General features: G+C 55.7%; 17 protein-coding genes. 8 read left to right on the top strand and 9 right to left on the bottom strand.

Annotated elements, in window-relative coordinates; all coding sequences use genetic code 11:
- Positions 1-33: 33 nt before the first annotated feature.
- Positions 34-1,029 (bottom strand): hypothetical protein, encoded by a 996-nt coding sequence (locus ABD735_RS15725; RefSeq protein WP_344808153.1) that lies wholly within the window; start codon positions 1,027-1,029, stop codon positions 34-36.
- Positions 1,030-1,123: 94 nt separating this feature from the next.
- Here ABD735_RS15725 and ABD735_RS15720 point away from each other — a divergent pair, with 94 nt between their 5' ends.
- The 3 genes from ABD735_RS15720 (at position 1,124) to istB (ending at position 3,819) form a co-directional block, all read left to right on the top strand.
- Complete coding sequence (locus tag ABD735_RS15720; protein WP_344808151.1) at positions 1,124-1,306, top strand: helix-turn-helix domain-containing protein; 183 nt, start codon at positions 1,124-1,126, stop codon at positions 1,304-1,306.
- A gap of 225 nt (positions 1,307-1,531) precedes the next feature.
- Positions 1,532-3,091, top strand: a complete 1,560-nt coding sequence (istA, locus tag ABD735_RS15715) for an IS21 family transposase (protein ID WP_344808148.1) — start codon at positions 1,532-1,534, stop codon at positions 3,089-3,091.
- Complete coding sequence (gene istB / locus ABD735_RS15710) at positions 3,085-3,819, top strand: IS21-like element helper ATPase IstB (RefSeq protein ID WP_344808146.1); 735 nt, start codon at positions 3,085-3,087, stop codon at positions 3,817-3,819. The genes istA and istB overlap by 7 nt, the downstream gene beginning before the upstream one ends.
- Positions 3,820-3,880: 61 nt before the next feature.
- On the opposite strand, the gene ABD735_RS15705 is transcribed toward istB, so the two are convergent.
- On the bottom strand, positions 3,881-4,135 hold the full coding sequence (locus ABD735_RS15705) for an XRE family transcriptional regulator (RefSeq protein WP_344808144.1): 255 nt from the start codon (positions 4,133-4,135) through the stop codon (positions 3,881-3,883).
- A gap of 633 nt (positions 4,136-4,768) precedes the next feature.
- Between ABD735_RS15705 and ABD735_RS15700 the strand changes: the two genes are divergently transcribed.
- A complete protein-coding gene (locus tag ABD735_RS15700) occupies positions 4,769-5,449 on the top strand; it encodes a class I SAM-dependent methyltransferase (protein ID WP_344808142.1) in 681 nt (226 codons plus the stop codon).
- A 58-nt stretch (positions 5,450-5,507) separates the two neighbouring features.
- Here ABD735_RS15700 and ABD735_RS15695 read toward each other — a convergent pair whose 3' ends face one another.
- Together ABD735_RS15695 and mscL are read right to left on the bottom strand one after the other, a co-directional pair.
- Positions 5,508-5,732 carry an amphi-Trp domain-containing protein gene (locus ABD735_RS15695; protein WP_344808140.1) on the bottom strand — a complete coding sequence of 75 codons (225 nt, stop codon included), beginning with the start codon at positions 5,730-5,732 and terminating at the stop codon, positions 5,508-5,510.
- Positions 5,733-5,769: 37 nt separating this feature from the next.
- A complete protein-coding gene (gene mscL, locus ABD735_RS15690; protein WP_344808138.1) occupies positions 5,770-6,195 on the bottom strand; it encodes a large-conductance mechanosensitive channel protein MscL in 426 nt (141 codons plus the stop codon).
- Positions 6,196-6,351: 156 nt separating this feature from the next.
- On the opposite strand from mscL, the gene ABD735_RS15685 reads away from it, so the two are divergent.
- Together ABD735_RS15685 and ABD735_RS15680 are read left to right on the top strand one after the other, a co-directional pair.
- Entirely contained in the window at positions 6,352-7,104 is a 753-nt protein-coding gene (locus ABD735_RS15685) for an AzlC family ABC transporter permease (RefSeq protein ID WP_344808136.1), read from the top strand.
- Entirely contained in the window at positions 7,091-7,390 is a 300-nt protein-coding gene (locus ABD735_RS15680) for an AzlD family protein (RefSeq protein ID WP_344808133.1), read from the top strand. The genes ABD735_RS15685 and ABD735_RS15680 overlap by 14 nt, the downstream gene beginning before the upstream one ends.
- Here ABD735_RS15680 and mnmH read toward each other — a convergent pair.
- The 3 genes from mnmH to ABD735_RS15665 are packed head-to-tail and all read right to left on the bottom strand — an operon-like array spanning position 7,316 to position 9,189.
- On the bottom strand, positions 7,316-8,437 hold the full coding sequence (gene mnmH, locus ABD735_RS15675; RefSeq protein ID WP_344808131.1) for a tRNA 2-selenouridine(34) synthase MnmH: 1,122 nt from the start codon (positions 8,435-8,437) through the stop codon (positions 7,316-7,318). The genes ABD735_RS15680 and mnmH overlap by 75 nt on opposite strands.
- A 55-nt stretch (positions 8,438-8,492) precedes the next feature.
- Positions 8,493-8,765, bottom strand: a complete 273-nt coding sequence (locus tag ABD735_RS15670; protein WP_344808129.1) for a DUF7218 family protein — start codon at positions 8,763-8,765, stop codon at positions 8,493-8,495.
- Between the two features lie 4 nt (positions 8,766-8,769).
- A complete protein-coding gene (locus ABD735_RS15665) occupies positions 8,770-9,189 on the bottom strand; it encodes a CoA-binding protein (protein ID WP_344808127.1) in 420 nt (139 codons plus the stop codon).
- Between the two features lie 263 nt (positions 9,190-9,452).
- Here ABD735_RS15665 and ABD735_RS15660 point away from each other — a divergent pair, with 263 nt between their 5' ends.
- A complete protein-coding gene (locus tag ABD735_RS15660) occupies positions 9,453-9,950 on the top strand; it encodes an Hsp20 family protein (protein ID WP_344808125.1) in 498 nt (165 codons plus the stop codon).
- Between the two features lie 54 nt (positions 9,951-10,004).
- Here the strand turns inward: ABD735_RS15660 and ABD735_RS15655 are convergent, their stop codons facing one another.
- A complete protein-coding gene (locus ABD735_RS15655) occupies positions 10,005-10,880 on the bottom strand; it encodes a YihY/virulence factor BrkB family protein (protein ID WP_344808124.1) in 876 nt (291 codons plus the stop codon).
- A gap of 20 nt (positions 10,881-10,900) precedes the next feature.
- Between ABD735_RS15655 and selD the strand changes: the two genes are divergently transcribed.
- Complete coding sequence (gene selD / locus ABD735_RS15650; RefSeq protein WP_344808122.1) at positions 10,901-13,174, top strand: selenide, water dikinase SelD; 2,274 nt, start codon at positions 10,901-10,903, stop codon at positions 13,172-13,174.
- On the opposite strand, the gene ABD735_RS15645 is transcribed toward selD, so the two are convergent.
- Entirely contained in the window at positions 13,160-14,197 is a 1,038-nt protein-coding gene (locus tag ABD735_RS15645) for a glycosyltransferase (RefSeq protein ID WP_344808120.1), read from the bottom strand. The two genes, selD and ABD735_RS15645, sit on opposite strands and share 15 nt — an antisense overlap.
- Positions 14,198-14,202 lie beyond the last annotated feature (5 nt).

The following is a 14,202-nucleotide window of genomic DNA, read 5'->3' as shown; positions in this document are numbered from 1 at the left end:
CGACGCTTCGCCCAAGGCAGCCGGAGAAGACCTCTATGGCAGCTCAACGACGAGCTGCAGGGGACGCCCTGCACGCGGGCGTTTTCCGCCCCATCCTCCCCCAACCTCAACACGGCAACGATGCCAGCCCTCGGCCCGTATGAGCATTGGCCAAATTAGCTCCGGATGCTTTTGCAGGTGGAGATTGATCAGTCGATAAGTTTGATAGGCCTTGGACGACAGGCCATCAGGGCTGTGCAGTAGATCAAGCAGCATGTTTACAGCATTAGCATCATTAAGATCCTGCTGCCGCTCATCAAGCAATTGCCACAACAGCGGGCGACGCTCAGTCAGCCAGGCCGCAATGCCCTGTTCGGGGAACAGCACCACGGGAGTGAAGAGCCCTTCATGGAACTCCGTCACTTCCTTGGTCAGGATGCGATTTACCGCCTTATCGAACCGCTCTCTTTGGCGAACGCCTGACTTGTAGCGTGCCGCCGCAGCTTGCGTTCCGACCTCATCCTGAAGCGGAACATTGGGAGAGTGGTGTGCACAGAGTTTTCTTCCTGGTAATGGCTGCCGCCAACACAACGTGCAAAAGCTAAACGGATCAACTCGCTGGCCATTTTCCAAGCGCAAATGACTCTGCACGGCGATCTTCAGTTGAGTACACATGCTGAGGAAGTAGGTGACCTCAATGACAGTCGGGAACGTGTACTCCCTTGGCGGCCAAGTTGTGTAGTGATGGATAAGCTCCACTGCCTTCATTACTTCAAACAGCTGGGGGTTATTGCTCTTACCAACACAGCACCCCAGATCGGCATAAATTCCCCAGATGCCATTCCAGGTCGCTATGCGCTGCCCATAAAGCACATGGCAATGCTCAGGCGGGATCAGGGGCTGTAGATACTGCCGGATCAGTCGCAGCGCGATTGCGGGCGTAACAGCTATGTCAGCAGCGTGCAGCCTGATTGCCCAGAGGGCAACCGCCACATCCTCGTATACGAAAGAGTCGAGAAATTCATCGTCTAGGTAGAGCGGCAAAATCAAGTGTCCAGTCTGGCTAGTAGTTGGGCATCCACCAACTGCCTAGCATGCGCTATCGGGATATTGCAGTGCAGGCAAGGGGATGACGGTGGAGACGATGACACTCATGGAGGTGAGCCAGATTCTCAGGATTTCTGAGCATACGGCGCGCAACCGATTGAGCATGGGCTTGCCGATGCCGCCCTCGTTTCGCGTCGGCCGCCGCCGATTGTTCCTCAAGCAGGAGGTCGAACGGTGGCTGGCCGCGCAGGCTGGTATATCCGGCAGCGACGACCACTAAGGCCCAGAACAACTACAGGACATCACGCTATCGATTAGGTCATGCGGGCAACAAAAACTGTGGACGCAAAAAAGGCCCGGAGCAGCAACTCCGAGCCTTTTTCTAGATGACATAAGCACCTTCAACGCTTGTGAATTCTCAGCGTCCTTCTATCGGCTGTCAAGGCCGAGGGGCAGGTACTGCCTGCCGTTCAGCGCCCCACCCACGGGGCACGAAGGAGTATGGATGAGAGTCAGGATTGAACCGCGCCTGCTGCGCGAGGCCGTGCGCCTGCACTATGGCACACGTCTATCGACACGCGAAATTGCTCATAGCACTGGGCTTTCGCGCAACAGTCTCAAGCGTTTGTGCCGCCACTTGGAAAGCATCGATCTCGATGTGGATCAATTAGCCGGGTGGAGCGACGAGCAACTTTATGAGCGCTTAGGTATCAAGCCGTTCAACGGATTCCGCTTGAAAGCCTGCCCCGACTGGAACTGGGTGCATGCGGAAATGCGTAACCCCAGCGTCACCCTGGAACTGCTCTGGCGTGAATGGCGGGCCACCGAGCCAGACGGCATCGCCTATTCGCAGTTTACGGCCAGCTATCGCAGCTTTGTGCAGCAGCAACCATTGGCCATGCGTCAGCTTCATCTGCCTGGCGACAAGCTGTTTTTGGACTTCTCCGGCAAGACCATGCCGATCTATCTGGACGGCCAATCGGAGCCGCGCTTGGCACAAATCTTTGTCGGCGTGCTGGGCTACTCCAGCTACACCTTCGCCTGCGCCGTGTGGAGTCAGCGGATTGAAGACTGGATGCACTGCCACGTGCAGGCCTTCAACTTCTTCGCAGGTGTGCCCCGCCTACTGGTTCCCGACAACCTCAAGGCGGCGGTGATCAAGCATGGCAAGGATGAAGTCCAACTCAACCTGATCTACCAGCAACTGGCTCACCATTACCAAGCCATCATCCTGCCGGCCCGCCCGCGCAAACCCAAAGACAAAGGCAAAGTGGAAGCCGGGGTGAAGCTGGTTCAACGCTGGCTGCTGGCAGCCCTGCGCCACCGCCGTTTCTTCAGCTTGGCAGAACTCAATCAGGCCATCCTCGAATTGCTGCCGGCATTCAATCAACGCCCGTTCAAACGCCAGCCTGGCAGCAGTCGGCACAGCCTATTCGTCGAGGTGGAGCAGTCTGCTCTCCAGCCGCTGCCTATCCACGCCTACGAGCATGCCGATTGGCGCTTCAAGGTACGAGTGCGCAGCGACTACCTGGTGGAGTACGACAATCATCACTATTCCGTGCCGAGCCGATTGGTACAGCAGCAAGTGGATGTGCGTGCTACGGGCGAGGTCGTGGAGGTCTTCCACAATCATCTACGCGTCAGCAGCCATGCCCGGCAGTATGTTTCCGGCATCAGCGTGCAGCCGGAGCACAGGCCGCCGAACCACCAGTATTACGCCGACAGTGAGCCCGCTGCATTGCTCGCCTGGGGTGAGCGGGTCGGGCCTGCACTACTGCGCCATCTGCATTATCACCTGACCGAGCGAACCGATGTGGCCAATGGACACAAGGCTGCCAGCGCCTTGCGCAAGGAAGCCCGTCTACATGGCGATGCCCGTTTGGAGGAGGCCTGCGCCTATGCGCTGACCATTAAGACCTTCGCCCTGAAAAGCCTGCAATCCATCTTGCGCGAGCAGCCCGACAAACGCCCTGGCCTGAAATCCCTACCCAGCTCGACACCCGCTCACGAAAACCTGCGTGGTGCTCATTACTTTGCCGATGAAAAGGAACGCTCGACATGTTGAACCAGCAGACCCAAAGCAAGCTCCAGCAACTACAACTGTCCGGTATGGCCAAGGCCTACCGCGACCAACTTGAGCAACCGCGCATGCAGGAACTGCCCTTTGATGACCGCTTGGGCCTGATGGTGGATCGTGAACTCAGCGAACGCGAGAACCGCAAGCTGTCTCGCCTACTGAAGCAGGCGAAGCTGCGCTATGCCGCGCACCTGGAAGATGTGGATTACCGCAGCAGTCGCGGCCTGGATAAACAAGTGATCGCCGGTCTGGCGGGATGCTCCTGGATTGGTCAGCAACAGAACCTGCTGCTGACTGGAGCCACCGGCACAGGCAAAAGTTGGCTCGCCTGCGCATTTGGCAGCCAGGCGTGCCGACAGGGCTACTCGGTGATCTATAAAAGCGCCTCGAAACTCTATGAAGAGCTGCAAATCGCCATTGGCGACGGCTCCCTGCCCAAGTACCGAACGGCCTTGAGCAAAGTCCACCTGCTGATCCTAGATGACTTCGGGCTGGCACCGGTAGAACCCACGGTGGGGTATACCTTGCTGGATATTGTCGATCAGCGCATGCAGACCGGCTCGCTGATCATCACCAGTCAGTTCCCTACTGAACACTGGCATAGCATGTTCAGCGACGCCACGTTAGCCGAGGCCATACTGGATCGCATCGTTCACCGCTCACACCGTATCGGGCTCAAGGGCGAGTCTCTGCGCAAACAGGCTGCCAAGGCATAACCGATAGACTACGAAGGGGCATTGCCCCTTCGTCATTTTCGCGCCCGCGAAAATTACCGAGTCAGTGACGCTGTATCTCCAGGTGATGTAAGCAAGCATGTAGTACGGTTTCGTCGGCATCTCGAAAATGCCCCTTTAGCCAGGACTCCAAACAGAATGCCTCGATGCCCATCAATGCCGACGCTTGGGCAAGCGCTAGTCCCTTGGCAGAAATAACATCAGTGATACGCACGATGAGCATGGCTTTGCGCTGCATTGCGTCGGCATCGACGCAAGCGAGATCGGCGTAGAAATTTTGGCTGCCTTCTTCAATCAATTGCGGCGACCTGCAAGGAAGGGATAGAGCGGGTAGTTTAACGCTTTAAGGGTGGGTCAGAATCATCGGCGCAGTGGATCACAATCACTGGAATGGGTGGCTCAGAACCTCCAGCGCGAGTGGGTCAGAACCACTGGAATAAAGTGTCAGAACCACCAGCGCCCACAAAGTAGCTGCTTCAGCAGTAATTGACGTGGGAAACGCGTCCTGATAGCCATGTGAAACTTAGATTTGCTACCGTCCATTTACCGCCTCATGATAGGACCAATTTGGTATAGTTTAGGCCATTCGATTAACAATTTTTTACTGTAAACTTTACTAATCATTTTTTTGAAGTGTACAATTCATAGTTAAGATGCTGAGTAATATAGAAAAAATATCTAGCGCGTAGATTTTCTGGAGTGTTCAGGTAAACATAACCGTTCTAGTCATCTGAATCAGTGATCTTCAAACCGAAAAGATGACCAGAAATGGTCATCTTTTTTTTGCCTGGCGAAAGTGCGGGAATCATGCGTTCCGAGTCCGATGCACGCGGCCGACAGGGCGCGCCTGGCGATAGCGCTTCTGTCCGATTGTTGCCAGTGGCCAGCTGTATTACAGTGCTCGTTCACAAGCTCTGGACCAACTCGTCTTATGAAAAAACTTGCTCAGGCGCTTCCTGCGGTCAGCTCTGCTGCCCGCCAATTTATTCGAAAGATGAAAAAGTCGAACAGAGGGTTTACTGGCTCCGGGGATTACTGGAAATCCCGGTATAGCACTGGTGGCAACTCAGGTGACGGCTCGTACAACGAACTGGCGCGGTTCAAGGCTGAACAGCTCAATGATTTCGTGCAGTCCAAAGGCATTCGCTCTGTCATCGAATATGGTTGCGGCGATGGCAATCAACTCAAGCTTGCTGGATATCCCGCTTACATCGGTTTCGATGTCAGTGAAACGGCAGTCGGCATCTGTCGGTCAGCATTTGCGGACGATCGCAGCAAATCCTTCAAAACTGTTGACCATTATGATGGAGAGACGGCAGAACTCACGCTTTCCCTCGACGTTGTATATCACTTGGTCGAAGACAGCGTTTTTGAAGGCTATATGCACCGGCTATTCGACTCTTCTACCGGATACGTAATTGTGTATTCTTCGAATACCGATGAAAATCCCGCGAAACGGCCAGATCACGTCCGGCACAGGCGGTTCACAGACTGGGTGCAGCGAGAGAAGCCTAACTGGGCGCTGCGCTCACATGTGCCCAATAAGTATCCGTACCGGGATGATACGAAAACCGGATCATCGGCTGACTTTTACTTTTTCGAAAAGTCCTGAAGAAGACTGGCTTTCAAAGGCGACGCAGTAGAGCGCCGCCTGGGCCTTTAGCTACAGCTTACTCTGCCCTTGTCCATTTGATCTGAAATTCAATTTCTTCTTCATCGTCGCTTCGCTCATGTTCAATGTTGAATTCGGCTCTGACGGGCACGTAAATCCGCTCACCGGCTATCTGGATTTCGATACGGTCACCGCTCTCGATGGCATCGGCGAGTCGTCTGAGCTTTGCCACGAAATCCGCCTTTGGATAGGCTTTTTCGACATCTCTTTCTGCTTTGGACATTGCACACTCCTTGTCATGGGGGACCCGATATGTTCACTCAGGGTTGATCGGATCTTTGGGTTGGCTCATTGCCGGCTTTGAGGGCATCTCGTATTTCTTCGAGCAAGCGCTCCTGATTGCTTTTTTCTACGGGCTTTTTCTCTGTCTCAACTTCCTTCTTTTTCATATTATTGAGTGCTTTTACCAGCATGAAAACCGCGAAAGCCACTATTAGAAAATTGATGATGGTCTGAACGAAAAGCCCGTAGCGTATTACGACGGCATCAGCGCCTTCCGAGGCCGCCAGAAGGGTAAATGCAAGATCACTGAAGTCTACGCCGCCGACAAGGATGCCAATAGGCGGCATGATGATGTCGGCCACAAACGAAGCGACAATTTTTCCAAAAGCTGCCCCGATTATGATACCTATAGCCAGGTCGACGACATTGCCACGCATGGCAAAGGCCTTGAATTCTTTCATCATGCTCATAAACGTTGTCCATGGTGGAATGCTTCGAAGAACGGCTTGGCTTTGCCGGCCGACTCTTGCGCCCGGACGCAAGAGTCATCGTCATTGAGCATCAAAAAATCTGCAAGATCAAGGCGCAATTCCTGATGCGTCTGCACGAAGGAGATCGCCTTGAGCGAGTTGCGTAACCACATCCGACAGGGCTTTGTCCTCTTGCTTCCGGTCGCTGTCATGGTGCTGCCATTCGGGCTCGCCTTCAGCATTGCTGCGCAACAGGCTGGACTCGAAGACCTGGCCATTGTGGCCATGAGCATGCTGGTATTCGCTGGCGCTTCTCAATTTGCGGCGCTTGAGCTTTGGCACTCTCCGGTGCCATGGATTCCGCTGGCGCTGGTAGTCTTCGCGGTGAATGCCCGCCACATTCTCATGGGCGCCTCACTCTATCCTGCTTTGAGGCAGCAGCCCATGGCAAAGCGGCTGCTCGCAATCTTTCTCATCAGCGACGCCAACTGGGCTTTTGCCATGCTGCAACGACACCCTGTGCAGCAGGTGGGTATCGTCATTGGTGGCGGCGCCGCGCTATGGGTCGCCTGGCAATTCGGGACTGTTGCCGGCCTCTGGATCAAGACTTCTCAGGACACCGCATACCGCTTCGGCCTGGACGCCGTCATGCCACTATTTTTTCTTATTCTGTTGTTCAAGCAGTGGGCTGGCCGCTCCGATATTTTGCCCTGGGTGGTTGCTGCAGCCGTGGCCGTGACCTGGCAACAGCTGATTGGTGGACACTGGTATGTGCTAGCCGGGGCACTGGCCGGTGGTGTGATTGCGCTTTTTGTTCCGGATCACAGCGAACAGCGGCTGTTGAGCACTGAAGCAGCTGGCACCGATACCACGCCGGAGAAGAATATTCATGACTCAGCTTGAGCTCGTCGGGTTTCTCGCCGTTATGACGCTCGCCACACTCAGCACGCGGGGCGGCGGTGTCATTCTAATGTCTGTCGTGCCCATGGGCCCGCGGGTGCAACGTTTCCTGAGGGCTTTGTCTGGCAGCGTCCTGGTAGCACTCGTGGCGCCAGCGATGCTGTCGGGTGACTGGGCCATCCGAGCGGGCGCAGCAGTGTGCCTGCTGGCCATGTTACTGCAGCGGGGGCAACTCGTTGCGCTGACCACTGGCGTCCTGACGGTGGGGCTGGTGCGGGCGTTCCTGTAACCACTCCAGAATCTCTGGCTGCTCACCGCGGAATAGCAGATTCCGATTCGAGCGGCTGGCCTGATGCTCATACATGGGGTCGTAGTAATCGAGCAGTAGTGGTTCGATCCAGCTGAAGTGCTCAGTGACATCGCTGTTGGATCGATAGCGTACGAAAGCTTCGGAAAGTCTTTGTGTCAGTAGGGCGTGACGCTCCCCCCCAAGTCTTCGCCTGATACTGCCAAGCTGTTCGAGCAGACGATCTTCGACCAACGCCAACACGTCTGTAGAGGCGTCGAACAGTTCCAACAGTTCCTGCTGTCTGCGTAAGACATAATCTTCAGCGATTGCCTGAGCCCGTTCCTCGAACGGCCTCACGAGCTCGACCATGTCTGAGTTCCTGATGACCGTTTGAACAGGCATCGGCACAAAAGCCCGGCCTATCAGGCGACCCTCATCTTCAATCAGGACCTGACTTGCAGATCCCTGGCCGAGACGCAGCAGTTCAATCGCCAATGCATTTTCAAAGTTGATCTGGCTCGGCTGCGGTGTGACTTCGCTACCAAAGGCCGATCCTCGATGGTTAGCCAGGTGCTCAAGGTCGACCACAGCAATGTCAGAAGCTGTCTCCACGGCAGCCTTCAGAAGCTCGGTTTTACCTGAGCCTGTCTTGCCAGCTACTACGAGCCACGGGTGCTGCCCTGCCGCCTCGATCGTCTCGATGAGAAAATGTCGCATGGCCTTGTAGCCACCTTCGACATAAGGGACCACCAGGCCGGCTTCTGCGAGCCATTCCAGGCTGATCTTCGTTCTGAGCCCGCCGCGAAAACAGTAGAGTACGGTCTCTGGATGCCGATGAAGCTGCTTGATCCACCGGTCTATACGGCTCTGCTTGACAGCGCCGTACACAAGGCCGTGCCCAAGATCGATTGCCGCGGCCTGACCCTTCTCCTTGTAGCAGGTCCCTACGAGCGCCCGCTCCTCGTTATTCATCAGGGGCAGGCTCAGAGCAGAGGGAAAAGCGCCCTTCTCGAACTCGCCGGGTGAGCGGGTGTCGATGAAAGGCACTTCCCGAAGAAACAGAGCCGCATCGACGGGAACTTTAGGTCCCCTATAGCCATTGTCAGTGATTGCGAAGCGCCTCTATCAGTTCGGATTTGGTCATGTCGGAGCGGCCGTCGATATCCACTTCCTGCGCCTTGTCGTAGAGCTCATCGTAAGTCCACTCCTCATACGGCGCATGGTTACCGCCTTTCTGGCTCGTTTTCTTCGTCGGAGAGTTCGAGATACGGGCCGCTTTTTCCTTGCTCATGCCATCGTCGCGCAGTGCTTCGTACTGCTCCGGATTCTTGATTGATGAGCCGGGATCACCCGATTTATTGCCTTGTGTAGCCATGATGTCACCTCAATATGATTTTTGGACATTGATTGGTTACTACGGTCAGTCCGGCGTGGCGAGCTTCTGCTTCGGCCGCGGCATTCTGAACGCCAAGTTGCCCCCACAGGATGCGTGCGCCGACGGCAATGGCCTCTTTGGCAATCTCGCCCAAGTGAGCTGGATCCCGGAACACCTCGACCATATCGACGGGCTTGTTCAGCGTTTTTTCAATATGATCCGCCGCTTCAGTAATGCTGGCGAATACTGGCTGGCCCAGCAAGTCACTACCAGCGAGACGCGGATTCACCGGAAAAACGGAATAGCCCCGCTCGAGTAGAAAAGCCATGATTCTATAACTGTCGCGGTGCTGCTTTTCACTGGCACCAACGAGAATAATGGTCTCGACACTGTCGAGCAGTCTTTTCAAGGAAGTATCACTCATAGCGTTTCTCCTGACCCCTGAAGCAGACAATGTCGCCCCTTCTGGATGTACTCCCAATCTACAGCGTTCGATGGCCTCGGATCAGCAAATCTTTCAAAAAAGTAATGCTTGGAAATATTGAATCTGATGCGGCTGCCACCATTTTTTTAAGTGTGAGGGACGAGTCTGATCAAGATCGCCCGCTCACGGGCAAAGTGGTTGCAGAAGGGCAGTCGCCCGCTTGGACCACGACTGAATCGTATTGCTTCAATGGAGAATATGCTATGAACACTATCGACTTTTCACCACTGTATCGCAGTAGTATTGGTTTCGACCGAATGGCTTCCATACTCGATGCGACTTTGCGGGGTGATCAAACCAGTGCGGGGTATCCACCTTATAATATCGAAGTGACCGATGAGAATCGTTACTCGATCACGCTGGCTATCGCGGGCTTTAGCGACGACGAGCTGGATATCCAGGTTGAAAAAGGTGTATTGACTGTCAAGGGTCGTAAGTCCGGAGATGAGGGATCGCGTAAATACCTCCATCAGGGCATCGCCAATCGTGCGTTCGAGCGCAAGTTCAATCTTGCCGATCATATCGAAGTGCGGGGGGCTGACCTGAAAAACGGCTTGCTGACTATCAGTCTTGTGAAGGAGGTGCCAGAGGCGGCCAAGCCGAGGACCATCCAGATCAATGGCGCAGCCAAACGATCCGACAAGGTGCTTGAACACGAGGCCTCAGCCAATGAGGACGACGCGGAAACCAGTGCCGCATAAACGAGCGATGAGCTCCTGCCAGATAAGCAGCGTCTTTGGCGCTGCTTTTCCTATTTAACTCCGGGATTTCCCGATGTCGCCAATGGCCGTGTTCAGAACGGCGCCTAGTAAAATGATGAAGTTGGTCAGGTACAGCCATATCATCAGGACGGCAATGGCTGATAGTGAGCCAAAGACCACATCGTACTGCCCAAATCGACTGACGTAGAACGAAAACAGACCGCTGCCTATGAGCCAGATCAGTGCAGCCGACACTGCACCTGGGCTGAGCCAGTGACTGAAGAGCGATGGCTTTTCGGAAATCGTTGTGCGGCTATACCGATATAACACGCCGAGTGCGACGCAGATCACTATGAACAGACCTGGCCAGACGATCAGCCGTACCTGGTTGATATCCTCCACCAATGCTGGCAAGAACTGGACGATGGCTGGAACGATAATGAGAATGCTCAGACATAGCACTATAAAGAGGACCGCGAAAATCGAGGCGACGATAGTGCGGCCGATACCGGCCTGTACTGCGCCGTCGAGATGCTGCGCATGAATCGCAGACAGTGTCGACAGCAATGTGGAGGTGCCACGAAAAATGACCGCGCAGGCGAAGAATATGCTCACGGCCAGGCCCCAGCCTAGATTTCCCCGGGGAGTAGATGCCAGAGAAGTGAGCCTGTCTTCAGCCAGATTGGATACTGTGGCGGGCAAAAATTTGCTGATTGCGGTAACTTGCTGCTCTACCGTGGATGAATCCGTAAACAGACCATAGAACGTCAATATGGCGAGCGTCGCAGGAAACAGGGCCAGGAAAGCATTGAAAGCGGCGCTGTAGGCGAAGTCGCTTATCCTGCATTGCCTGCACAGCTTGAGCGAACTACGGCCAACGGAGGCCCAGTCGCTTAGCGAAAAATGCAGATAGTGTCCTGATGAAGTCATAATACCGAGTACATACCTTGATGATGAAGAGTTCCGAGATTGTGCTGCGCGACATCGTGCTTGTCGGCGGCGGGCATAGCCATGCGGTGGTACTGAAGATGCTGGGAATGAAGCCCATTCCTGGCGTCAGGATCACCTTGATCTGCAGAGACACGCACACGCCGTATTCGGGCATGCTACCTGGCTATATCGCGGGGCACTACAGTTACGACGACACGCATATCGACCTTCGTCGCCTGGCCGAATTTGCTGGCGCCAGATTCTATCGAGATGAAGTCATTGGTATCGACAGATCACGTCAGACGGTTCAGTGTCGGCATCGACCTGAACTTGCCTATGATGTCCTGTCGATCAACACCGGCTCAAGTCCCAATGTCAGTGCAGTAGTTGGCGCGGCTCAACATGCCGTGCCGGTCAAACCGATAAATGGCTTCAACGATCGCTGGGCGCAATTGCTCGCGTCCATCACGGCCGGTCATTCCAGTTCCTCACCTTATCAGATTGCGGTGGTTGGAGCAGGGGCCGGTGGTGTCGAACTTGCGCTGGCCCTGCAGCATCGGCTGGGGTCGATGCGAGACTCGTCGGCGCAGCCTGTAGCTATCACCGTCTTTGGCAAGGAAAAGTCGCTATTACCACAGGCACCTTCCGCGCTCGGAAAACAGTTTGCCGAGGTGCTCGATACTCGCGGCATCAGGTATGTTCTCGGCACGGCAGTGAGCCAGGTGAGCGAGAGAACCCTCAGTACTGCCGGCGATGGTGCTACTTACGCTGCCGATACCACCTTGTGGGTGACGGAGGCTGGTGGGCCCGCCTGGCTGGGGGGTACAGGCCTCGATCTGGATGACAAAGGCTTCATAAGGGTCACCGAAACCCTGCAGTCGGTGAATGATCCACGTATTTTCGCCACCGGCGATGTCGCCACGATGATTGATCACCCGAGGCCAAAGGCGGGTGTGTTTGCAGTGCGACAGGGCAAGCCACTGGCCATCAATCTCAGGCGTTATGTCGAGAATCGTAGCCTGTTCAGATATCGGCCGCAGCGGAATTGGCTGGCACTCATCAGTACCGGGGACAAGTATGCCTTCGCCAGCAAAGGTCGATTCCTGGCTCGTGGTGCCTGGGTCTGGCGTTGGAAGGACTGGATCGATCGTCGCTTCATAGCCCGCTTCAGTGAGTTGCCGACCATGGATGAGCAGCCGGCCGCCGCCCAGCACAACATAGCATTGAGCAGCGAGGAAAATAGCCAGGCCATATCAGCGGTGGCCATGCGCTGTGGTGGCTGTGGCGCAAAGGTCGGCGCCAGTGTGCTCAGTCGCGCGATCAGTTCGTTGAAGCCGGTTGAACGTGAGGATGTTCTGGTGGGTCTGCACGCACCGGATGATGCGGCCGTCCTGTCCATTCCGCCGGGAATGGCCCTCGTCCATAGCATCGACTTTTTCCGGTCCTTTATCGACGATCCTTACATTTTTGGCAAGGTGGCCGCGAACCATAGTCTGGGCGACATCTTCGCCATGGGGGCAGAAGCGCAGAGTGCCACTGCAGTGGCGACCATTCCACAAGGCCTTGAAAGCAAGGTTGAAGCATTGCTATTTCAACTCATGTCGGGGGCAGTGGAGGTGCTGAATGCTGCGGGCTGTGCACTGGTAGGTGGCCATACCGGAGAGGGCCAGGAATTGGCGCTCGGCTTTGCCATCAATGGTCTGATCGACCCTGCAACAGTGCTGAAGAAAGGTGGCCTGCTGCCGGGTCAGAAACTGATTCTGACCAAGCCGATCGGCACCGGAACCCTGTTTGCTGCGCACGCCCGTCTGGCCGCAAAAGGTAGATGGATAGATGCGGCGCTTGAGTCGATGGTGCTCTCCAGCCAGGCTGCCGCCAGCTGTCTGCGCAGGCACGGCGCAACGGCCTGTACAGATGTGACGGGTTTTGGCCTGCTTGGCCATCTCGTCGAAATGACAAAGGCTTCCGGTGTTGACGCCCGGCTGGATCTCGCGAGCATTCCTGTGCTCGAAGGCGCATTGCAGACCTCGAAGTTGGGCATACTCAGCTCGCTTCAACCCGCCAACGTTCGTTTGCGCAGAGCGATTTCGAATCAGGCGGAGTCGCTCGATCATCCACTGTATCCGCTCCTGTTCGACCCACAGACCGCTGGTGGCCTGCTCGCAGGTGTGCCAGCCAACAGCGTCGACCAGTGTGTGGCTGAACTCAGAAGGCTTGGTTATGCTGCAACGGTCGTTATCGGCGACATCCAGGCCATGGGGGACCAGCTGGCTCCGATCTCACTTCGATACTGAACAGGCGCGGGCAATACTGTCGAGCAGGCCGGCCGATTCCAGTGCTGGTGAAAAGTGACTGCCTCGTCGCTGGCAGAGCTCACGAAGTCTGGTCAGATAGTCAGGGTCGGTCTCACAACGATGCAGCTGGGCTCTGAGGGCGTCTACATTCCCGACCTCGAAAAGCCCCGGATAATCGCTGCCCAGCAGTCCCATATTGCCATCGATATTCGAGGCCAGTATCGGCAGCCCAAGTACACAAGCCTCAGACACGATATTGGCGCCGCCTTCCATGACAGAACTGATCACCATGAGTCGCGCCTGCCGGAGCAGATGCTGTGTGTCGTGACGATTGAGTTCACCTAGCCAGTGGTAACGTACATTACGGGTCATTTCCGTCCTGGCCTGCGCTGCCCATTCCCTGGAATGGGCAGCACCAGCATGTAGAACCTGGATGCCGGACCCCACGGGCAACAAATGGGCGGCCCGGGCAGTGATAAAAGGGTCCTTCTCCGCTCGAAGATGACCAATGACAGCGATGGGGAAGACGGGCGAAGTCAGTAGCCTGCTGAGCAGGCTGTCGTCGGGAGGCTCAGGAGGCGCTGACGCGTCATCTGCGTTCGACGAACCTTCCTCCTTGAACGCAACCGCCTGCTTGATGACGACCAGTTTGGAGTGAAAGCGTTCCGGTATAGATCGATAGGCGAGATCGTGCAGACTAACAAGTACGTTGGCCGCTTCTAGCGAGGCAGCGAAGTCGGCTGCCTGGGTGAACTGGAATCGATAATAGTCAGTCCCTGTGAGCACAAGCACAATCGGGATCCCACGGCGCTTTGCCTCGGCAAGGGCATATCGACCTCGTACGGCATGTAGTACGATAACGCAGTCAACTTGCCACTCATTCGGGTCTGGGCAGGGCTCAAAGCCGGTCTCGACGCGACAGGCGTGTCCGGCGTCAAGCAGCCATTGTCTGTATCGGAGCGCCGTGGCTCGATTGCCTGCTCTTGAGCCTGAAGCGGCCGGTGTAATGACAAGGACATTCATGGATG

Origin of the sequence: Allohahella marinimesophila (genome assembly GCF_039538005.1) — a bacterium.
Classification (GTDB): Bacteria; Pseudomonadota; Gammaproteobacteria; order Pseudomonadales; family Oleiphilaceae; genus Allohahella; species Allohahella marinimesophila.
This window is presented reverse-complemented; position numbering and strand designations above follow the sequence as displayed.

Excerpts from the sequence above, each read along its gene's own strand:
- ABD735_RS15720 (WP_344808151.1), top strand. The coding sequence starts at position 1,124 with ATGACACTCATGGAGGTGAGCCAGATTCTCAGGATTTCTGAGCATACG.
- ABD735_RS15700 (WP_344808142.1), top strand. The coding sequence starts at position 4,769 with ATGAAAAAACTTGCTCAGGCGCTTCCTGCGGTCAGCTCTGCTGCCCGC.
- ABD735_RS15660 (WP_344808125.1), top strand. The coding sequence starts at position 9,453 with ATGAACACTATCGACTTTTCACCACTGTATCGCAGTAGTATTGGTTTC.
- selD (WP_344808122.1), top strand. The coding sequence starts at position 10,901 with ATGATGAAGAGTTCCGAGATTGTGCTGCGCGACATCGTGCTTGTCGGC.
- ABD735_RS15670 (WP_344808129.1), bottom strand. The coding sequence starts at position 8,765 with ATGGCTACACAAGGCAATAAATCGGGTGATCCCGGCTCATCAATCAAG.
- istA (WP_344808148.1), top strand. The coding sequence starts at position 1,532 with ATGAGAGTCAGGATTGAACCGCGCCTGCTGCGCGAGGCCGTGCGCCTG.
- ABD735_RS15680 (WP_344808133.1), top strand. The coding sequence starts at position 7,091 with ATGACTCAGCTTGAGCTCGTCGGGTTTCTCGCCGTTATGACGCTCGCC.
- mscL (WP_344808138.1), bottom strand. The coding sequence starts at position 6,195 with ATGATGAAAGAATTCAAGGCCTTTGCCATGCGTGGCAATGTCGTCGAC.
- ABD735_RS15655 (WP_344808124.1), bottom strand. The coding sequence starts at position 10,880 with ATGACTTCATCAGGACACTATCTGCATTTTTCGCTAAGCGACTGGGCC.
- istB (WP_344808146.1), top strand. The coding sequence starts at position 3,085 with ATGTTGAACCAGCAGACCCAAAGCAAGCTCCAGCAACTACAACTGTCC.
- ABD735_RS15645 (WP_344808120.1), bottom strand. The coding sequence starts at position 14,197 with ATGAATGTCCTTGTCATTACACCGGCCGCTTCAGGCTCAAGAGCAGGC.
- ABD735_RS15695 (WP_344808140.1), bottom strand. The coding sequence starts at position 5,732 with ATGTCCAAAGCAGAAAGAGATGTCGAAAAAGCCTATCCAAAGGCGGAT.
- ABD735_RS15665 (WP_344808127.1), bottom strand. The coding sequence starts at position 9,189 with ATGAGTGATACTTCCTTGAAAAGACTGCTCGACAGTGTCGAGACCATT.